This window comes from Bacteroides salyersiae (assembly GCF_031172035.1).
Classification (GTDB): domain Bacteria; phylum Bacteroidota; class Bacteroidia; order Bacteroidales; family Bacteroidaceae; genus Bacteroides; species Bacteroides salyersiae.
Genome location: NZ_CP133452.1, coordinates 1,299,015 through 1,322,394, shown reverse-complemented (window position 1 = coordinate 1,322,394; position 23,380 = coordinate 1,299,015). Strand labels below are relative to the sequence as shown.

The following is a 23,380-nucleotide window of genomic DNA, read 5'->3' as shown; positions in this document are numbered from 1 at the left end:
GTAAATATCATGATTAGTCCGTTAGCTTATGTAGATCCCGGAGCAAAAATTGGAAAGAATGTCACTATCCAACCGTTTGCCTATATCGAAAAAGATGTCGAAATCGGGGACGACTGTATAATCATGGCTTATGCCAGTGTTCTGAATGGTACCCGTATGGGAAAAGGCAATAAGATACACCACCATGCAGTGTTAGGTTCCGAGCCTCAGGATTTTCATTATACAGGTGAAGACAGTAGCCTGATTATCGGTGACAATAATCATATCCGTGAGAATGTAGTGATCAGTCGTGCCACATTTTCCGGTAATGCAACCCGCATCGGTAATGAAAACTTCCTGATGGACAAAGTACATATCTGCCACGATGTTCAGATTGGCAATCACTGCGTAGCCGGTATCGAGACAACCATTGCCGGTGAATGCAAACTCGATGATTGTGTCATCCTGAGCGGTAATGTAATCTTGCATCAGTATTGTCGCGTGGGTAACTGGTCATTGGTTCAGAGCGGATGTCGTATTTCCAAGGATGTCCCCCCATATGTGATTATGTCCGGCAATCCCACTACCTATCACGGAGTGAATGCTGTAGTACTTACCCAGCATCACAATACATCAGAACGTATCTTACGTCATATTGCCAATGCCTACCGTTTGATCTATCAAGGTAACTTCAGTATTACAGATGCTGTACAGAAAATCGTAGACCAGGTTCCTATGAGCGAAGAGATCGAGAATATAGTTAACTTCGTGAAAGGATCCGAACGAGGAATTGTAAAATAACTACAGATTAAAATCTGCATTTAGTATAAAAAACTCCATTGTTCTTTTTTAGAATAATGGAGTTTTTTTATTTCCAAAATAAAAGAGACCGGCAACCTTGAAAATAGCCCGATACCCCAACGTGCCCACAATCTATTCTACATACGACAATAATCCTTCGCCAAAGAAGTACATCTTCCCCAATTTCAAAAATGAAAGTTAATAGTCTCCTCTATAAGCTAAGTAGTCTGAAAAATTAAGATAACTTTCCTCTAAATTTGTTCTTTATCATCTTCCATCCCCATAAATTGTAATGATATATACCATCATCCATAAAAATGGAAGAACAACAGATTTTTATCCATTATTCATAAACTAAAATTAGAAAATATGAGACAAGATGATTTCGTGAACTTCATGCGTGCAACTATTTGTAAGTTTGAGCAAGGCAATAGCTATGGAACAGCGCATATATACAAAAATAGCCTGAGCAATCTTATTGCATTTTATCGTACCGACAGGATACCATTTAAGAAAATAACTCCAGAGTTACTGAAAGGATTCGAGTTCTACTTAAGACAGAAGCAGCTCAGTTGGAATACCGTCTCCACTTACTTGCGCACAATCCGGGCAACTTATAATCGGGCTGTCGACAGGCACTTGGCACCCTATATCCCGCGATTATTCAAACAAGTATATACAGGTACACGTGCAGATCGGAAAAAGGCACTGAACGCCAAGGAAATGGCGCAAATATTTCAGAGTTGGAAAAACCGGGATATATCGGAGACACACTCTCGCACGCACGGTCTGTTTATCCTCATGTTCCTACTTCGTGGTTTACCTTTCGCAGACCTGGTAAACTTGCATAAGAAAGACCTAAACGGAAATACAATCTCTTACCGGCGTCGCAAAACCGGCAGGCAGCTAACCATTGACATCCCCCGGGAAGCATGGGCTATTTTAAATGAATACATGGATACCGATCCTCACTCTCCCTACCTATTTCCATTTCTGACGGGTAAAGAGGGCAGTATAGAGTCCTACCGTGAATACCAATGGGCCTTACGTACTTTCAATCAGCAGCTCAATCAACTCAAAGGAATACTGCATTTGAAAACTCATTTAAGCTCTTATACGGCCCGCCATACATGGGCTACCTTGGCCTATTACAATGAAATCCATCCGGGAATCATCTCGGAAGCAATGGGACACTCATCCATAACAGTCACGGAAACCTATCTAAAACCCTTCAATGCAACGAAAATAGATGATGCCAACAGGAAAGTCATTTCATCAATAGCACAGCATCGTTTGGTGAATTAATTATGACACATTACTTTGTAGGTAACAGAGTTTATTTTTGTCACAAAGATCAATATATTTTTCGTAAAAGCAAAATAAACATCACATTTTTTTATCAATGCGAGGAAACACTATTCAAATATCAATTATTTAACAATATTCTCCCAAAAAATTAAGTGGAGTTTTTCTGCAAAAGCAAAAAAGAGTTCTCTCCATATTCATTCCGATAAATATGGATCACATCGCTATGACATTTACTCTACATCAAACAATAAATCAATTGAAACAGTAGTCTCTCTAAACGCTTTCAGAGGTGTATTTTATCATTATTCCGTTACCTACAAAGTAACAGAAGAGCACAGCCCAAAATACATTATCAATACAGAAAAACAAAACAAGTGGTTTATGACAAAATGGTTTGGTAATTTTTTATTTTCAGAAAACAGAAATGAGTACATTAGAATTGCGTTTGAGTACAATTCTACCCCATGGCGGGTTTACAATTTGGCACATAGATCAAAGGCCCGTAGCAGAAAAGAGGAAAGAATCCTCATGGAACTGAAGGAAAGAGGCATAATCACAGTTATTCGCCTTTTCTGATCAAAAAGGATTACCAAAAGAGTGGGACCATTTTCTTTATACTCTTCATCTCAAGTATTTGACATGCCCACTCTATTTGGTAATTTACATAAAACATTTATAAAAAGAGACTTGATACGAAGGTCTTTTAAAACCGTTTTGAGAATTATAATTCCGATTCTTAAAACTTATTTAAACTTTGCCCGGCATTATTTTGAGAAGAGAACTTAAAAACAAACCTTTAACACGACCTTAAAAGTTATACTATTCTTATCAACAACAATAGATCTTTATACAGATAAGCAGTAGCTTTCATTTAAAACGAACATTAAACTCTTACTACAACAACATCCGGATGTTCTTATATAAAACATGGGGATGTATTCATGCACAACATCCCCATGTTCTGTATGACAACATGGGGATGTTTTTAGAGTGTAAAAAAAGAAAGGAAGAAATCCTGTGCAAAAGTTTATTCCATTTCCAACGTACCGAAGAAGTCCGGACGGTGAAAATCCGGTTGTTCTATCTCTATCGGATTCCAAGAAAGAAAATGCGGAGTTTGAAGTTCATCGCCGCATTTATAGAAATTAGCTTTGATCTCCTTTCCATCCAACGAAGTTATCTGATGTTTAAAGAACACAGTATAAGGAACAACCAAAGCGACCTCCCAGGTCACCTCCTCTACACGCTCTTCAAAGGGGGTACGTCCGAGACTTGACCAACGCTGTATCTGCGCTGTAACATCCGCAGGAGCATGTTCGCGATTGTTCCGTTGAGGTCCCACTCCCACAAGAACAGTACCGATACAATTACATTCAATGTTATAGTAGATTCCGTCGCCGGCCGGAATAGAGAAGAACTCCACACAGGAATCCGTCCACACCGATCCATTATCTTCGCCATAACGGGCACGCACACTGGCTTCCGTTACCTTGAAATGCAGTAAAATGGCATCCTCCGTATGAGCAACCCGGAATTCGACTTTCGGGCAATAAGGATATTCGTTCCAATTCACTTTGCTGACAGGCTGGAAACCGATCTTTTCTTCATCCAGCAATTTGGGAAGTGAACTGACTTCCACATTAGCTACACTAATTTTTTTTACTTTCATGGCTTCTTGTATTTCTATAAGTCAAACAAAAGTAATATATTTGTGATTAGTTTCACCTTAAACCCGATAAAAAGTGAAAAAATTAATTCTTTTATTTTTAATTATACTGAACATAGCCACGGTTCTTGCTCAAAAACAAAACATCACTTTCAACCATTTGACCACCGATGACGGTTTATCACAATTCTCTGTGAACAGTCTTTACGTGGACGAGCAAGGGGTACTTTGGATCGGTACGCGTGAAGGATTAAATCGTTACAACGGTAGCGATATTAAAACTTTCAAGCTACAGAAAAACAATCCGAACAGTCTGTTCTGCAATACAGTACTTCGTATTACGGGCGATCAGCAAGGAAAGGTCTTTCTGTTGTGTACGGAAGGTGTTGCCGAATTCGATCTAATCACGCAGAAATTTACAACACTTCTGCAAGGGAACGTCACCAGTATTTACTTCAATAAACGTCTCTTTATCGGAAAAAAAGACGAAGTATACGTATACAACAAAGAGACACGGAATTTCGACCTTTCCTATCATCTGGCGGGCAAAGACATCTCTATTTCCTGCCTTCACCTCGACGATGAAGGTAGTCTGTGGATGGGAACCGATAACAGTGGGGTCTACAAATTAGACAAAGAAAAAGTACTCACTCATCCCATTGAAAAAGGGAATACAACGAGTATCTATCAGGATTCCTCAGGCGAATTATGGATAGGGAGCTGGGAATACGGATTATACCATGTGGACAAAGACGGTGTTATACACAACATGCGCCACGACCCGCAAAATCCCAACAGTATTGCATCCGATTTTGTAAGAGATTGCTGTGAAGATAATAACGGTAACATATGGATAGGTACCTTCAAAGGGCTGAACCGTTATCAGAAAAGTATCGGGCGCTTCGACAATTATGTAGCAAACAATGATACGGAAAGCCTTACACACTCCTCTATCTGGTGTATTGTAAAAGATGCCCAAGGAACTTTATGGTTGGGTACTTATTTCGGAGGTGTCAATTACTTTAATCCGGAATACGAAATTTATACCCGATACAAGGCAACCGATACAGAACAAGAAGGATTGAGCAGCCCCATCATCGGCCGTATGATAGAAGACAAGAACGGAAACTTGTGGATATGCACAGAAGGAGGCGGCGTGAACGTTTATGACAGAAAAAAAGGAATTTTTCAATGGTTCCGCCATGAAGAAAGAAAAAATAGTATCTCACACAACAACGTCAAAGCGATCTATTATGATGAAAAGGCAGAAAAGATGTGGATAGGCACTCACTTGGGCGGACTCAACAAGCTGGATTTGCGCACCAATACCTTCACCCATTACCGGATGAAAGAAGACGATCCGAATTCATTACCTTCGGACATTATCCGGGACATAACCCCCTATCGCGACCAACTGATTATAGGTACCCAAAACGGAGTATGCCTTTTCGATCCGGCAACAGGTATCTGCCGGCAACTATTTAAGGATACCAAAGAGGGACAAGCCATAAGGATGGTAGCAGATCTTTTTATGGATAAAGACAGCACGTTATGGATTGCCGCGACGGGCGAAGGTGTATACAGCTACCGTTTCGATACCGACCTGTTAACCAACTATCGTCACGACCCGGAAATATCCGGTAGTCTCAGCAACAACAATGTAAACAGCATTATGCAAGACAGCCGAGGCCGTCTGTGGTTTTCCACCTCCGGTAGCGGACTTGATTTGTATCATAAGGAAAACAACAGTTTCGAGAACTTCGACATGCAGAAAAACGGGCTCTCCAGTGATTGTGTTTATGAAGTGTGCGAATCCTCTTTTGAACAAAACAGTTTGCTGCTCATTACCAATCAAGGATTCTCCAAATTCGATGTTCCTAACAAGACATTTCATAATTACAGTATTGAAAACGGATTCCCGCTAACAGCCGTCAATGAAAACGCACTCTATATAACCCGTGACGGTGACGTGTTTTTGGGTGGGGTACAGGGAATGATATCTTTTCACGAGAAAAAACTCTATTTTACACCTAAATCATATAATATTCTTCTATCACGCCTGATTGTTAACGGAAAAGAGGTTACTCCGGATGACGAAACAGGGATTCTACAATATGCCCTCTCATATACGCAAGAAATCACCTTAGAAGCCGACCAGAATATCTTCAGCATAGGCTATACCACCTCCAATTATATTTCGGCCAACCGAGATAAAATACTTTACCGCCTTGAAGGATTCTCTAACGAATGGAGCAGCGTGCAACGCGGACAAAATATCATCACATATACAAACCTAAACCCGGGAAACTATACATTCGTAGTCAAAACACACCGGGATGAAATCAAAGAAACCAGATTAAAAATACGGATACTGCCTCCCTGGTATGAAACCTGGTGGGCTTATCTCATCTATATAATATCAGTAGGAAGTTTATTGCTGTATCTTATTCATGCCTACAACTCCAGAATCCGTCTACGCGAATCTCTCAAATACGAAAAAAAGCATATTGAAGATCTGGAAGCACTCAATCAATCCAAATTGCGCTTCTTTACCAATATTTCCCATGAGTTCCGTACTCCGCTCACACTGATCGTAGGCCAGATAGAAACCCTGTTACAAGTGCAAACTTTCACCCCTAACGTATACAATAAAATACTAAGAATTTACAAAAGTAGTTTACAGTTGCGGGAATTGATAAGCGAACTTTTGGATTTCCGGAAACAGGAACAGGGGCATATGAAAATTAAGGTAAGCAAACATAACCTGGTAACATTCCTTTATGAAAACTACCTGCTTTTTCTGGAATATGCCAGCAGCAAAAAGATAAACTTTAACTTTAAGAAGGAAGCAGAGGATATTGAAGTATGGTATGACCAGAAACAAATACAAAAAGTTATCAATAACCTGCTCTCCAATGCTTTGAAACATACCAAGGCAGAAGACACCATCTCGATCAGTGTGAAAAAGCAAAAAGGAAATGCAATTATTGAAATACAGGATACAGGATCGGGTATCGACGCTACCGAAATAGATAAAATATTCGATCGTTTCTATCAAACCGAACAACTCGATTCATTAGCTGTAGGTGCAGGAACCGGAATTGGCCTGGCATTAACAAAAGGCATCATCGAATTGCACCACGGAACAATTTCCGTGGAAAGTGAACTCGGAAAAGGCAGTAATTTCATCATCACGTTAAAGTTGGGCAACGGACATTTCGAACCGGATCAAATTTCTCTGAAAGAAGAAATCGTGCAACAACAAGAGCCTCTGCACCCCGGTGTCTCCGCTATAATGGCCGAAGCTGCCCTCGATAATGACATCATCCCTTCACAGCCCTCAGATGCAAAAATGCTTATTGTTGAAGACGACGCTTCTATCCGTGAGATGTTAGCCGACATATTCCGGACATTCTACCAAGTTATCACCGCTTCGGATGGTGTAGAAGCCATGGAATTGGTGGAGAAAGAGATGCCGAGCATCGTATTGAGTGATGTAGTAATGCCACGTATGTCTGGTACTGAGTTGTGCAAACAAATAAAAAAAGAGTTCAACACATGTCACATCCCTGTTGTTTTGCTTACAGCACGAACTGCGGTAGAGCACACTGTAGAAGGCCTTCGAATCGGTGCAGACGACTACATTACGAAGCCTTTCAACATCAATATACTGGTGTCACGCTGTAACAATTTAGTTAACTCCCGCATCCAGTTACAGGAAAAATTCACCAGACAACCGCAAGCCTTTGCACAAATCCTGGCTACTAATCCAATGGATAAAGAAATGCTGGACCGTGCCATGGAAATTATAGAGAAATATTTGGATGATTCGGAGTTCAATGTCAACACCTTTGCCCGGGAAATGGGTATGGCCCGTACCAACCTGTTTAGCAAGCTAAAAGCTGTAACCGGACAAACGCCAAACGACTTTATTCTGACCATTCGTCTGAAAAAAGGAGCTATCATGTTACGAAGCAATCCGGAACTGAATATTACGGAAATCTCTGACAGAGTAGGTTTCTCTTCCTCTCGATATTTCAGTAAATGTTTCAAAGATGTATACCATGTTAGCCCGATGAGCTATCGAAAAGGAAAAGAAAGCGAAGATGAGGAATAAAGGAAGAGGGGAGATTTGAGAAGGGAGAAGTACTATTGTGCAGCATGATAGCGCAGCCTACTTCTCCCCTCTCAAATCTCCTTTCTCCCTTTATTATGTACTTTTCTTGCCTATAATTCGGACTTCATTAGCCTATATTCTTCCTTATTTGGGGGTATCTTTGCATATATTAAAAGAACAAAGAAATCCTTAGATAAGAAAAGATCATGAAACAAATCTTGTATACTTTATCCTTATTACCCGGTGTTGCTCTAATAAGTAGCTGCGGAAATGCAACCAGCAAAGAAACAAGAAATCACAAACAACAAAAACCTAATATCATCTACATTTTCGCCGACGATCTCGGCATCGGTGATCTTAGTTGTTATGGAGCAACCCAAATCAGTACTCCAAATATCGACCGTTTGGCCGGACAAGGTGTCCAGTTCACCAATGCTTACGCTACATCAGCCACCAGTACCCCTTCACGCTTCGGCCTATTAACCGGAATGTATCCCTGGCGACAGGAAAACACCGGTATCGCCCCGGGAAATTCAGAGCTGATTATCGATACAGCCTGTGTCACTATGGCCGATATGATGAAAGATGCAGGCTATACTACCGGAGTAGTAGGCAAATGGCATCTCGGTTTAGGGCCTAAAGGAGGTACCGACTTCAACAAACAAATTTCTCCCAATGCACAAGATATCGGTTTCGACTACGAATTCGTGATTCCTGCCACGGTAGACCGTGTCCCCTGTGTATTTGTAGAGAACGGACGCGTAGTGGGGCTCGATCCTAACGATCCAATAACGGTAAATTATCAGCATAAAGTAGGGAATTGGCCCACAGGTGAAGAAAATCCGGAACTGGTTACTCTTAAACCCAGCCAAGGACACAATAACACCATTATTAACGGTATCCCACGTATCGGATGGATGACAGGAGGAAAATCCGCCCTCTGGAAAGACGAAGATATTGCCGATATCATCACCAACAAAGCCAAACAATTCATTTCTAAGCATAAAAACGAACCTTTCTTCTTATACATGGGTACCCAAGATGTACATGTCCCCCGAGTACCCCACCCTCGTTTTGCAGGAAAAAGTGGCTTAGGTACTCGTGGCGATGTCATCTTACAGTTAGACTGGACTATTGGAGAAATCATGAATACACTGGACAGTCTGAACCTGGCAGACAATACAATGTTGATTTTTACAAGTGACAACGGTCCGGTTATTGACGACGGATATCAAGACCAAGCCCTCGAAATGTTGAACGGACATACCCCGATGGGTATCTACAGAGGAGGCAAATATAGTGCCTATGAAGCCGGCACGCGTATTCCATTTATTATCCGTTGGCCTGCGGGTATCAAACCAAGCAAACAACAGGCCCTTTTTTCACAAATTGACGTTTATGCCTCTCTTGCCGCCTTACTGAAACAACCTTTACGGAAAGGGGCAGCGCCCGACAGCCAAGAACACCTAAGGGTATTGCTTGGCAAAGAAGCCGGTAATCGCGATTATGTGGTACAACAAAACCTGAACAACACCCTTGCCATCGTAAAAGGACAATGGAAATATATTGAACCCAGCGACGGACCAGCCATTGAATATTGGACAAAAATAGAACTGGGTAACGACAAACAGCCACAACTATACAATTTATCATCTGATCCTGCAGAAAAACAGAACGTAGCCGATGAGTACCCGGAAATTGTGAAGCAATTGTCCACCTTATTGGAAGAAGTAAAAAAATAGAATTCCTCTATTACATTCACTCTTAATTCTAAAAAAAATGAATCTGTTATTAAAGAAAAAACTGTTTATACTCTTGGTTGTCCTGAGTTGTACTTCCAATCAATTCATCCTTGCACAACCAACCCATACTACAACAGAAACGCGACTAAACTGGTGGCGTGAAGCCCGATTCGGTTTATTCATTCATTGGGGATTATATTCTGTAGCTGCCGGCCAATGGAACGGCAAAGACATAGATGGTATCGGTGAATGGATACAGAACTTTGCCAAAATACCTAACAGTGAATACAATAAGCTAACCAAAGATTTCACACTTCTGAACTATCATCCGGAAGAATGGGTCGCATTAGCCAAACAAGCTGGTACCAAATATATCGTTTTCACAGCAAAGCATCACGATGGATTCGCTCTTTATCCAAGTGATGCCAGTGAGTTCAATATAAGAATGACACCATATCAAGAAGACCCGTTAAAACAATTGATTACAGCTTGTCGAAAGGCCGGAATTAAAGTCGGAATTTACTATTCACATCGTCAGGACTGGCACGAAGAGGATGCAGCCGTTATGTCTAATGAATACGATGGACACTATGGAAAACCGAAATCAGAAGTCAAACCCAACCTCGACAGGTACATTCGACATAAAGCGCTCCCACAGATACGTGAACTGCTGACACGGTATGGCAATATTGACTTAATATGGTACGATACCCCTTTCGATCTGACCCTTGAACAAAGCCAGATATTTGTCAATGTGATACGAGAGTTACAGCCAAACTGTATTATCAATGGGCGTGTAGGATACAACCTGGGAGATTATGGACCATTGGGAGACAATGAAATGCCTTGTAGCAAAGCAACAACCGATCTGGAAATGGTGGCAACCTTAAATCATACTTGGGGATATAAAAAGAACGACAACCATTGGAAAGGGAAAAAAGAGATTCTCTGTTCCTTGATCGAATCTGCAAGCCGCAATATTAATTATATGGTTAATATCGGTCCGATGGCAGACGGTACAATACCTACGCCAAGTGTGGATATTCTAAAATTTGTAGGTAACTGGATGGCAGTAAACTCCGAATCCATTTATGGTACAGAAGGTAATCCATTCAATGATAATTTCCCTTGGGGCTATGTCACCCGTAAAGAAAATAATCTATACCTGCACCTGACACAATGTCCGCAAAACAATTGTATATTGCTAAAAGGCTTACATTCAGACATCCGGCAAGCGATGATACTGGCAACTCAACAACCATTAACCGTTGCTAACCGGCAATCCGTCAAAACAATCACAATCCCTGATGGACTGGACTATGAAAAAATTCCGGTTATCAAACTTGTCTGCGAAACTCCAATAAAAACAGATACCAGAAACTTAATGAATGAAGGAATTATCTCCATTCCGGCAGCATCAGGAACAGTTAAGGCCGGCCAAAAGGGAAAAATAACTTTCGCAGAAGGAGGAACGACCGAAAATTTCAACCCGCAAACCGGCAGCCTATTGTTAGAATGTGAAATAGACATTCCCGGAGAGTATGAAGTAAAGCTATATACCAGTCGCCACTGGAGAAAATCATTTGCAGAAGGAACATTTGTTACCTTAAAAACAGGAGACAATATTCTCAGTAACCGCCTGCTTAAAAAAGACGGCGAACTGGCCAATGTACGCCAGAACTCTTATCCGGAAACTTGGAGTACCATCGGTACTGTTACATTCCCCAAAGAAGGTACGCAGAAAATAGAACTTTCTATCGACAAAATCGGAACATTCACCCGGCTCGGTCATTTTGGAGAAGACCTTCAAGGTGAAAGTGAAAATAATATACGAATCATGAAAATAGAATTAATCTACAAAACACAATAATTATTTTATCACTAAAGCCCTATTCATATGACAAAATATCAATCATTCAAAAATGGCCTTTGCGCCACCATTATGGCCATCAGCCCGATTTTACTATCAGCCCAATTAGTGAAACATGACAGACTGTTGTCCTTCGAATCAACAGAAGTACCTTCATTCGTCGCCGGTATTCATTCTGATTTATCTATCTCCGGTCAACATTATAAAGACGGTACACAATCGCTCCAATGGAAATTCCAGCCGGGAGGAAGCATTATTATCCATAAGGATTTGAAATTTGAAAAGAAAGATCCGACAGGAACGGACAAATATCTGTCAGTCTTTGTGGTATGGATATATAACGAAAAACCGATAGACAAAACGCTTCAATTCGAATTTCAAAAAGACGGAAAGACCTGTAGCTCATTTCCTTTCGGATTGAACTTTCATGGATGGCGTGCTGCCTGGGTTTCTTACGAAAGAGACATGAAAGGCACTCCGGAAGAAGGTATGAACGAAATACGGATCACAGCTCCCGATGTGGCAGGGGAGATTTATATCGACCATCTGCTCACCGCTGCCAAAATGGATCATCGCTACCAGACAGCCGACTTACAAGTTCCATTCGTGAACAAAGAGACCGGTAATCACTGGTTGTTCGCTCTGAAATATTCCAGACTGACTCCGGATATTCCATTGGAAGCAACCGTCAGCAACACTCAGAAACAAGAAATTGAAATCATAGAAAAACGCTTAAGAGAAATAATCTGTCCTCCGGGCGAAGTTACCTCACAAACAATAGCCAACTTACGCAAAGCTTACGAACATTATGGCATCGTATACAAAGACGGAAAAGTTGCCGGACTCCCTCTCTTTTATGGGCGGGCAGCCGAAGCCTACGAACGTATCCTCCCGAATTGGAAAGGCAACTTAATGGCTGCCAACAATATGGATGTAAGCAGTTTTTTCAATCTGATGAACAGAATAGCCGTAGCCTATAACAATACAACAAATCCTCAAGATAAAGCAGTGCTTAAACAAATGTTCATAGCCATGTACGACCATATCACAGATCAGGGAGTAGCTTATGGCAGTTGTTTGGGCAATATCACTCACTACGGTTATAGTTTCCGTACTTTCTTCACCGCCTATTTCCTGATGAAAGAAGTATTCAAAGAGATAGGTAAACAAGAAGAAGCGGAAAAAGCAATGCTCTGGTACTCGACAGTGAACGACGTATACAATAAACCCCAAACAGCAGGGATTGATATCGACTTCTTCAATACCCTCAGTACCGGACGTATCGCCAGCATCCTGTTTATGGAAGACACACCGGAAAAAGTACAATATCTAAAATCTTTTTCACGTTGGATCGATAACGGCTGTTTACCGGCAGAAGGTTTGAATGATGCCTTTAAAGCAGACGGCTCTGCCTATCATCATTGCAACAATTATCCGGCATATGCCACAGGTGGACTAACAGGAGCTACAAATATGATTTATCTATTGAGTCACACAGGATTCGCCGTTTCTGAATTGGCCCACCAAACGGTCAAAGAAGTACTTCTCACCATGCGTTTCTATTGCAACAAACGGAGTTTTCCTCTCTCCATGTCCGGCCGGCATCCAAATGGAAAAGGAGAATTAATTCCCAGCCATTATGCCATTATGGCTCTCGCCGGTTCTCCTGACCGACACCAAGAAATAGATACCGCCATGGCCGGTGCTTATTTGCGCCTGACAGAGAAGCCCTATAAACGCAGTAAACAGGAAGAACTATTTACGGACTTGCTGTCCGCTAAAGGATTCACCCCGGAACAAACTCCCGAAGGAAATAAGGCAATGGGATATGCCTGTGTATCGGTACAACGCCGCAACAACTGGTCTGCAGTAGCCCGCGGACATTCCCGCTATTTATGGGCTGCCGAACATTACCGGGGTGCAAACCTTTTCGGACGCTACCTGGCTCATGGCAGCTTGCAAATCATGACAGCTCCCCAAGGAGAAGAGGTATCCTCTACCAGTGGAGGATGGCAGGAAGAAGGATTCGACTGGGGACGCATACCGGGCACAACAGCCATCCATCTCCCGGTAGACCAATTGGAAGCCAACATCCTCAATGTAGATGTTTTCTCAGGATATGAAGAAATGCTGTACTCAGACGAAGCATTCGCAGGAGGGATTTCACAAGAACACCGCAACGGAGCATTCGGGATGAAACTTCACGAACATGATAAATACAACGGTTCCCATCGTGCCCGTAAATCATTCCATTTCTTCGACGGAACAATCGTATGTCTTGGTTCGGATATCGAAAATACAAACAGTGAATACCCTACGGAAACAACCATCTTCCAGCTTGCCGTAAAAAACGATGCCGACCGCAATTTCTGGAAGAACTATAAAGAAAATGAAAAATACTGGATAGACCCTGTCGGAACAGGCTACTACACTCCTGTAACAACCCAATTCGAAAAAAATTTCCCGCAATACTCCCGTATGCAAAACACCGGCGAAAAGACTCAAGGAGATTGGGTTTCGCTAACCATTGACCATGGGAAAGCTCCCCAAAACGCTTCTTATGAATACGCCATCCTTCCCTGCACCAACCAGGCTGAGATGAGTGCATTTGCCAAAAAGCCGTCGTACAAAGTACTGCAAAAAGACCGTAATGCACACATCGTACGCGATTTGAAAAGCAATACGACCTCTTATGTTTTATTCGAAACTCCGGACGCACTGCCAAAAGGACTCATACAGAAAGCAGATACTTCCTGTCTCATCTTATTACGTGAGAATAAAAAAGAAGCAGTGCTCACCGTATGCCAACCGGACCTCGCACTGTATCGGGGCCCTTCAGACGATATATACGATGAAAAGGGAAAACGTATCGAGCGCAGCATTTATTCCCGTCCCTGGATAGGAAACCCGAGCCAACCCATACCAGTACATATCGAACTGAAAGGAAAGTGGGAAATGGACAAAACTCCTTACTGCAAAATCCTCTCTTCGGATAACAAAAAAACCGTATTGGAATTCACTTGTACGGATGCAGCAAGTTTGGAAATAAAGCTTCACAAAAAATAAAATCAAACAAAGTAAAACATGAAAAGCCAAATCTTATTTATCGCATATCTTTTGATAGGAACTGCCCTATATGCCCAAACCTTGCAAGAGGTACAACAAAAAAAAGCAGAATCACAAAACCCGTTGTTTCATAAACTCGGGAAAGCCTACAAAACACCAGCCTTCGAATGTGAAGGCTGGTGGGTATGGGGAAGTTCTGTCATCAAAGGAGAAGATGGCAAATACCATATGTTCGTATCCCGCTTTCCTAAGTCTCTTCCTTTCCATCCGGGATGGATGGTAGCTTCGGAAATCGTACATGCAACCAGCGATGTTCCACAAGGACCTTACCAGCTCTCGGACATTGCATTAAAAGAAAGAGGTGCCCAATATTGGGACGGACGTTCTGCTCACAATCCCCGAATTTTAAAAAGCGGAGATACTTATTATTTGATCTATATGGGATCTACCCACCCTTTTGACACTCCTACAGCCGAACAACTTACATTGGAAAGCCCGTGGTGCATCGTGGCCCGTAGCAATAAAAGAGTAGGTATCGCCAAATCAAAATCACTCTACGGCCCATGGACACGTCTGGATGAACCCATATTGAAGACCAAGCCCAACACCTTTTATAGTTTTCTGACATCAAACCCCTCTCCTATTGTAGAAGAAGACGGATCGGTAACAATGATATTTAAAGGAAGAGAATATATCGGTAATGACAAATACTCTGATATGGCATTAGGAATCGCTAAAGCAAAACACATAGAAGGCCCTTATGAAGTGCAGAACAACAATCAGCCCATCTTTCAAGTAAACGGCCAGGGAGAAGCCGAAGATCCGTTCCTATGGAAAGATAAAGAAGGATATCATATCATCTTCAAAGACCATGTAGGAAAATATACGGTTGAATCCAAAGCCGGAGCAATGGCACACTCCAAAGATGCTATTCGCTGGACAGTAGATAAGGATGCACAAGCTTACTCCAAAACCGTGGAATGGGAAGATGGCACAGTTACAACTCAAGGACAATTAGAACGCCCGTTCATCTTGTTTGAAAATGACAAACCTGCCTATATATTTTTCGCAACAATGGATGGTCCCGGAGGATTTGATAATGCAACACGGTCATGGAACATGGTAATTCCGATTGCAAAATAGCAAGACAAAAAAACGAATTCACCTCGTACCCAGAAAGAGAGTCATAAGATCTTTTTGGGTTACCTTTATTTCTCTACAAAAAGGCAGTAAGAAACGAGCTATATCAACATAAAATCAGAAGATATACACTTCTTTCGAAAAATGAGATCGAAGATACAATGTTAAGTTTTCATTCAATTAAAGCCAAATAAAAACACCAAAGGGTTGTCCGTATAAGAAATATTCTTTAGTTTTGTCCGATATTTCAAATTTCGGTTATACTTGTTTGGTTCTGTTGAACCAATTCAAGCGGAAGTATAGAATCTTATGGATCAATTCGGCTGTATGAAATCTTCTCTATATTACTTGATTTTTGCCTTTTGGTATATCATCTCTTTATTGCCATTGAGATTGCTTTATATATTCTCTGATTTGCTTTATTTTCCTCTTTATTATTGCATCCGTTACCGGCGGAAAGTCGTTCGGCAAAACTTAATCTCTTCATTCCCGGAGAAAAGCTTAAATGAGATTTTATGCATTGAAAAAAGATTTTATTCTTATTTCTGTGATTATCTGATGGAAACGGTGAAATTATTCTCCATGAGTAAAAAACAGATGCAAAAACGAATGTATTTCGAAGGAATCGAGCAGATTACAGAAGCTTTCCAAGCAGGTCGTTCTTGTTCGGTATACTTAGGGCATTATTGTAATTGGGAATGGATCAGTTCGCTTCCTATGCATTTGGGCAATGCAGGGATTAGCGCACAAATTTATCATCCATTGGAGAATAAGGCTTTTGACCGGCTTTTCCTATACATGCGCGGACGCTTCGGAGCTACATCCATACAAATGGACGACACTTTCCGAACCATTTTAGGCTGGAAAAAAAAGGGGCAAAAAAGTATCGTAGGTTACATATCAGACCAAGTTCCCGGATACAATAACATCCATTATTGGACAGATTTCCTTAATCATGACACACCGGTGTTTACCGGTGCTGAGCGAATCTCCAGAATAGCAGATTGCGTAATCTTTTATCTGGACGTATACCGTCCTCAAAGAGGATATTACAAGGCTCGCTTTCTAAAAATAGCCGACTCAACGAAAAACCTGCCCCAATTTCAGGTAACTGAACAATATTTCCGTTTATTGGAAAAAACAATTCAACGCGAACCGCCATATTGGCTTTGGTCGCATAAACGCTGGAAACGTACACGTGAAATATATAATCAGCTCTATCCGAAAGAAATACAGGAAAAAAAACTTAGCCGGCTTTAATTCCGTGACAAGAAGCCGTCTATACGGAAATACGGCTTAAATAGAAAAACAGCAATGTTCTGAATTTCCGCAATGGATTTTCCGTCAGTTTATTGATATAAGTTACAAATGGGTTCTCCACAGGGCTGCTCATGTCTGCCCCACGGATACCTTCTGCTGAAATTCGGGATGCCAATACTGCCTGCCCACCCGAAAGTCTTTTTTCCATCCTTTCCGGTATCAGATAATATCGTCGCAAATCTTTCGACATGCAAATACAACCGGTCAACACTGCCTGGTCATGCCTATGTTCTTTAACAGAAGGATTTTCCTTAAAGCGCTCGTCTTGATGAATATCAATAAACAGGTGAGGATGGGTTGTTGCCAATTGATACCATCGCTTTATCACTTCATTACTTTTTGTCTTTTTTATCATGAAAAAAGTAGCTTGTATCTGATAGGCATTTCTCCATAGACTATTATTCGGATTGAAAAAAGTAAATACTTCCTTTTTACACCATTTCTTGTTCTTGCCCTTCGTTATAAAGAAAATGGCCTCTTTTCTTTTAAGTATTCGAAAATAGTCTTTCCAATCCGTATGCCTCAACAAAGTACATCCGGCATCAGCATACACAATGATATCCCCCTCATCAACCTTGCTCAAAGCATCAAAAAGAACATACGGTTTCCATAACCAATACCCGCCTCCCCTTTCGTATTGTCTTACATATTCTTGAAACAAATCCGGAAGTAATTTATCGTTGTAAAGATGAATTTCATCAAAAATCTCCAATGCCTCCGCTTCTTTTTTTATCCGTTGCAAGGAATCTTTATACTTCTGATCACCATATGTAATGAAAACCTTCTTCATTGTAAAATGTTTCAAAAAATTAAATCAGCATCATTGTTTTTATATATTTTATTATTGTATAAAAACACTACAAACATTCAAATCCAATATCTTTTTACAAAGATAGTTAAAACAATAACATATTATAAAATATAGATGAAAAACAAATAAATTTCATCTTATATTCATCTATCATTGTATCCAATTGTAAAATTTGACACCTAACAACTAACCATTTCATTCTCATCGGGGATATTTAGAAAGAGAAATATGATAAAAACACGTATCCAATATCAAATTAAAAACATATCTGTAATAACAATAACAAGGTTATATAAAAACAAAAACCGACCCTTTCGGGCCGGTTTCAATCATAGGTTAGAAGAATTACGAAATCGAAAGGTTATCGAATCATAACCTTTTCCGTTTTATCATTGATTTTCACGATATAGCATCCCTGTTGTTCAAGAGTGAAACGTGCCGTACCATCTACATCAACCGTTTTAACGGCTTGTCCGGCAACATCATACACAACTGCCGTTCCTACAGCATTCACAACGAAAACATCGTTTCCTGCCGTATAAACTTTGGTCTGTACAGATTGCTCTACATTTCCTATACCCACGGCGTCTTTATCAATCAGTTCAATGTACACCGGTTCACCTTCGGCAAGGGTCAAGGTTATCATTGTCGTATTATCACTCTGAGGAGTAACTACAACTCCATCGACATCCTGACTCAATACCCATTCTCCATCGACAACGATATTTGTCTCTGTAGGAGTAGCTACCCAACCATAAGTTTCATCATCCTTCGGACGTAAATTAGGATTCGCCACTGCTAATGAAAGCGTTTTCTTTTCAGTATCCAGTTTTTCCATCAACAGCATCTCTGAACCGGTAGATTTCACACAACCGAAATTCAAATCACTCATAGCAGTAAAGATAGAATAAGCTGTAACATTAGCAGGCTTGTAAGTCAGAGCATGCAATTTCTCATTTTGAGCTTTTATCTCAAAAATTTCCCCGCCATTATTAGCCATCTTAGCAGCCAATTGAGTCATATCCGTAGTATTCGTTGCCGGAACAGCCACAAATACATATTTTTTATCGGAAGTCTTTACACCATGATCAATATAAGCTTTAGCAGCAGTTACAGTAACAGGACTATCCACATTGTCACCTGTCTCGTTCGGAGACTCTTGTTCACCATGCTTAATAACGATCGGATCGTTTCCTTTCGGCACGAAATAACCGGTACCTTGAGGTGTTAGCATCCATAAATCAGCAGACGAATCATTTGTTTTAGCTTCCGCACCGGCCGGCATTGTCTCACCATTTATTATCAGATCACCACTAACATCAGAATCAATACCCTGGAATAAGTTAGTTGCAGTAATCATATCATCACTATACGAACCGGATGCAGAGATATTGCTACCTAAGCTGATCAACATTCCATCAAATGCATATACAGACTTTTTAAAGGTCAGATTAGTCGGAGTGAAACGCTGGCTTCCCCAAGAATCATCCTGATCAAATTCTGCTCCGAACATACCACAATCTTTCCAAGCCAATGCACCGGCAAAGTTCGTCGTTTTGGAATATTGGTCGAAACGATCGGTTACATTCTTATTCGGCATCATTTCTTTCCACGAAGTATAATGTACGGTAGTTGAACCGGCTTCTACATTCCAATCCCATCCACCAGTTTCTTTAGTTGTACTGTTATCATTGTCTTTTTTCGGGAAACCGGAATTCTCCATAGCCCCGTCATACATTATCTCAAGAGTTCCATGAGCCTGATAACGACCAAAACGATTCGTTTTACTATAAATCTCACCACCCCAGAATTTTGTAGTCGGACAACGCATGGTAGCCACCCAATTATCCTGACGGTAAATACCGGCCGGACTATAATTAAATTGATAGAAACCATCCATATCTGCCTTGTTGACTCCAGAATAGAAATCTTCCATAAAGAAATAATTGTATTGAGAAGCTAACTCTGAGTCAATACCAGTACCCATAATATCGCCACCAACTTCTACCAGTGTCTTGAACAAGTCTTTTGTAAAAGTCATTTCTGTACCACCTACCAATGGATGGCGTCCAGCCAAACTATTGGCAGAAAGTTGTATCTTGCCATCTTCAGATTTTGTAGACATGATATACATTGATACTACCGCTTTTTTAATACGTTCATATGCATCCTGGTTGATTCTGAAGCAAGTACCTTTAAGTTTTCCTATATATTCTACCCAACTTCTATATGCATACATATAATTATTATAATGGGTGTTGTGATGGAATCCCGTTCCATCCGGCTTCAAAATATCATTCGACCCCGGAGAGTATTCACTAGCATTTTCTAACAATCTCGTTAATGCTTTCATATTTTCAATTGCTACATCTTGATCCGGATAATTGGCAGCACATCCATACAAATGTGGCAAGAAATTATAAATATAATCTGAACTCTGGTTAGGGAGCGTGTATTCTAATGGTGCATAAGCCAAATTAAATTCCACAATCCACTTCACTGCTTTGATAATTTCAACTTTCTGTGCTTCCGTATAAGCATTCATCGCATTAAGGAAACCTGCAGGAATTGCTTTTACATTTGTATAATCACTATAAGTAAGTCCACTGAAATTATATAAGAGTCCTTGATCTATTATATGATCAACCAGATTATTAAATGCAGTTTTTACCTGTTGGTTACTAATAGATGCAGCTAAAATTTCAACATCAGAAGATAACTCATTTAAATAATCCAAAGTCAACTCTTTAGGAGTAGGCATCACATCACCAGACACAGTACCATCACTATTTCTCACAATATTCATTGCAGAAACTTTACTAAGCAACTCCCTGATCTTACCGGTATTACCAGTTGGGGTTCTACCAAAGCCCAATTTCAATGTATTGAAATCACTTATTTCCATATCAGTTGCCTTTTCCGGGATTATATCTGCGCCAAAAGCATACACCTTCAACAAACGTGAATTATCTTCACTGAGATAGGCTGCATCCAATACCATCATGTCCGGATATTGACGTTTACTATCCACTACAGCATTAAAATCTACATTGTCAAAAAATATCTTTTGCCCATCGCCCTCTTTTGCAGCATAAGTAAATCTTACTTTTTTCACTTTTCCATTAGCTTTATTCTCATATTCATTATATGGGCGACTAAATTCACGCCATCCCTTAAAGTTTACGAGAATCGTAGCTCTCTTCACAACTTCATCGTCAGCATCCAGAAACTCTGTATAAATAGTATCATTATTAGCATTCATACTATAGATATTAAAGAATGCTGCATTTTGATCACTAACGGTCAAATTATCACTAAACCCAATCTCCACTGTTGCTTTATCAGCAGCGTCCCAACATAAAGACTGCACTCCTTTCTTAAAATGCTCTTTAGTTAGACTAAGTTCACTTCCTACAGCTTTCCATTCCGTAGGAACTACCGTTTCCTCAAAGTCATATTGAATAATCAACTTCTGATCTTCATCATCAATATCAGCAATTTTCGCAAAACTTACATTATCAATATAAACTGTGGCATTTTCCTTATTACCTAAAAAACAAATATTCAAATTAGTCAAATCAATATCTGTTGCATTCTTCACAATCCCTTGATCAAATGTCCACTGGTACATACTATTAGCAGTCTTTGACAAGTTAAAGTCCACATAGTATTCTTTCCATGTATCTGTTAAAGTAAAACTTTGCCAGCATCCGTACCAACTTTGAGTTGGATCACTCGGTTTCCCAGTTTCCTTGATAAAGAACTTATTTACATTACTATTATTTTCATCCGTAGCACGTGTATAAACTCTTAATTGGCCACCGTCATCCGAACGTCCCAAAAATGAAAAGCGGTAAATCCCAAGGGGAACAGTACCATCAATACGCTGAGATAAAACAGTCGTATACCAAGAAGAAGTTTTTCCAGTAATAGCAGCCACCTTACCTTGTGTTGTATCGTCACTCACACCAATAGTTACAACATTTGTTTCATATTGATCTTTATAAGCAACCCATTGCCCACAAACAGTAGGTTCTTCCAACTGTAAAGTTAAATCTGGATTAGATTCAAAATCTGCATCCTTTACCAAGTTTTCACCTGGTTGGTCAGGGTCTTCCGGATCAGACATATCTTTGACAAGAGTAAGCGAAACACCATCAATTAATATTGTCTTATCTGCGATATCACCTTGAAAACAAATACTAAAATCGGTCAAGTCAATATCATCGGCATCAATAGCGTCACTCAAAGGTGCACTGTACATACTATTAATCGTTTTTGTAAAGTCAAATTCAACAGAATATTCAACCCATTCCGCAGTCAAAGCTGTACTATAAAAAGAACCATACCATTTTGATGAAGGATCAGAAGGTTTTCCAGTTTCCTTAATAAAGAATTTTTGTACATCTTTACCACCGGCATCCGTGGTACGAATATAAACCTTGGCCTTACCTCCATCTGTCGATTTACCCCAGAAAGAAAGTTTATAAATTCCCTTTTTAGCAGTAGTTTCAATTCTTTGTGCAAAAAATGAGGTATACCAAGAATAAGGTTTGCCTGTATAAGAACCGACTTTACCCCTAACTGCATCATCAGCAACAATATAACTGATATTATTTTTCTCATTTTTAGCATCTGTATACGTTACCCATTCGCCGAAAACAACTGGGGTCGCATCAAATGTCTTAGTAAAATCTGCATTTTCAAAATCAGAATCTTTAATCAACTCAGTTGGAGTCTCCGGATCCGGTTCTGATAAATCCTCCACTAATTCCAATTGTACATCATCAATCAAAATCGTTTTATCAGCAACATCACCTTGAAAACAAATACTAAAATTAGTCAGATCAGTCTCATCCGCATCAACAGCATCACTCAACGGCACGCTGTACATACTACCTATCGTCTTGGTAAAATCAAATTCTACAGAATATTCTGCCCATGTAGAAGTAAGTGAAGTATTGTAGTAAGAACCATACCATTTAGATGAAGGATCAGCCGGTTTACCGGTTTCTTTAATAAAGAATTTCTGCACATCTTTTCCATTTGCGTCAGTCAAACGAATAAAAACTTTAGCTTTACCTCCATCTGTCGATTTTCCCCAAAAAGAGAGTTTATAGATTCCTTTTTTAGCAACGGTTTCAATCCTCTGCGCAAAAAATGAAGTATACCAAGAATAAGGTTTGCCTGTAAAAGATCCAACTTTACCTCTCTCCAGATCATCTACTATATCATAAGAAGTAACATTCGTTTCTTTGGCATCTTTATAAGTTAACCATTCACCATATAAATAAGGTTCCGCATCGAATACTTTCGTAAAATCAGCATTATCAAAGCCAGAATCCTTTATCAGATTTACAGTTGTAGTTGAAGTTTGTGAGGTCTGTACCATCTCTTCATACCACATTACCGCATTAGGAGCAAACCATGCCGAGGCTAATCCGGCACAGCCCAAAAAGGACAGTGTTAAGAAAATGTTTTTCATAAATTTTATTGATTTTGTGAAGAAGTTACCCTTCATTAAAGGATAACTTCTTCGAATTATTTTCTAAAAAACGTA

At 40.2% G+C, this 23,380-nt stretch carries 11 protein-coding genes; 8 read left to right on the top strand and 3 right to left on the bottom strand.

What is annotated here, in order from left to right; translation table 11 throughout:
• Positions 1-9: 9 nt before the first annotated feature.
• A complete protein-coding gene (gene lpxA / locus RB604_RS04880; RefSeq protein ID WP_055293241.1) occupies positions 10-780 on the top strand; it encodes an acyl-ACP--UDP-N-acetylglucosamine O-acyltransferase in 771 nt (256 codons plus the stop codon).
• Between the two features lie 369 nt (positions 781-1,149).
• Positions 1,150-2,085: a tyrosine-type recombinase/integrase gene (locus RB604_RS04875; protein WP_007479395.1), complete on the top strand. Its 936-nt coding sequence runs from the start codon at positions 1,150-1,152 to the stop codon at positions 2,083-2,085.
• A gap of 1,030 nt (positions 2,086-3,115) precedes the next feature.
• On the opposite strand, the gene RB604_RS04870 is transcribed toward RB604_RS04875, so the two are convergent.
• The gene (locus RB604_RS04870; RefSeq protein ID WP_005927644.1) at positions 3,116-3,757 is read right to left on the bottom strand and encodes a carbohydrate-binding family 9-like protein; all 642 of its coding nucleotides are present in this window, start codon (positions 3,755-3,757) and stop codon (positions 3,116-3,118) included.
• 73 nt (positions 3,758-3,830) lie between these two features.
• Between RB604_RS04870 and RB604_RS04865 the strand changes: the two genes are divergently transcribed.
• The 6 genes from RB604_RS04865 (at position 3,831) to RB604_RS04840 (ending at position 16,949) form a co-directional block, all read left to right on the top strand.
• Positions 3,831-7,871: a hybrid sensor histidine kinase/response regulator transcription factor gene (locus tag RB604_RS04865; protein ID WP_055293239.1), complete on the top strand. Its 4,041-nt coding sequence runs from the start codon at positions 3,831-3,833 to the stop codon at positions 7,869-7,871.
• A gap of 206 nt (positions 7,872-8,077) precedes the next feature.
• Positions 8,078-9,613, top strand: a complete 1,536-nt coding sequence (locus RB604_RS04860) for a sulfatase family protein (protein WP_005927648.1) — start codon at positions 8,078-8,080, stop codon at positions 9,611-9,613.
• A 37-nt stretch (positions 9,614-9,650) separates the two neighbouring features.
• Positions 9,651-11,483 (top strand): alpha-L-fucosidase, encoded by a 1,833-nt coding sequence (locus tag RB604_RS04855; RefSeq protein ID WP_005927651.1) that lies wholly within the window; start codon positions 9,651-9,653, stop codon positions 11,481-11,483.
• 27 nt (positions 11,484-11,510) lie between these two features.
• The gene (locus tag RB604_RS04850) at positions 11,511-14,549 is read left to right on the top strand and encodes a chondroitinase family polysaccharide lyase (protein ID WP_055293237.1); all 3,039 of its coding nucleotides are present in this window, start codon (positions 11,511-11,513) and stop codon (positions 14,547-14,549) included.
• Between the two features lie 18 nt (positions 14,550-14,567).
• Entirely contained in the window at positions 14,568-15,692 is a 1,125-nt protein-coding gene (locus RB604_RS04845; RefSeq protein ID WP_007479399.1) for a glycoside hydrolase family protein, read from the top strand.
• Between the two features lie 324 nt (positions 15,693-16,016).
• Positions 16,017-16,949, top strand: coding sequence for a lysophospholipid acyltransferase family protein (locus RB604_RS04840; protein WP_055293617.1), 933 nt, complete (start codon positions 16,017-16,019; stop codon positions 16,947-16,949).
• A 19-nt stretch (positions 16,950-16,968) separates the two neighbouring features.
• Here RB604_RS04840 and RB604_RS04835 read toward each other — a convergent pair whose 3' ends face one another.
• Together RB604_RS04835 and RB604_RS04830 are read right to left on the bottom strand one after the other, a co-directional pair.
• Positions 16,969-17,799, bottom strand: a complete 831-nt coding sequence (locus tag RB604_RS04835; RefSeq protein WP_005927663.1) for a hypothetical protein — start codon at positions 17,797-17,799, stop codon at positions 16,969-16,971.
• Positions 17,800-18,181: 382 nt separating this feature from the next.
• A complete protein-coding gene (locus tag RB604_RS04830) occupies positions 18,182-23,305 on the bottom strand; it encodes a chondroitinase family polysaccharide lyase (RefSeq protein ID WP_007479404.1) in 5,124 nt (1,707 codons plus the stop codon).
• Positions 23,306-23,380: the final 75 nt, after the last annotated feature.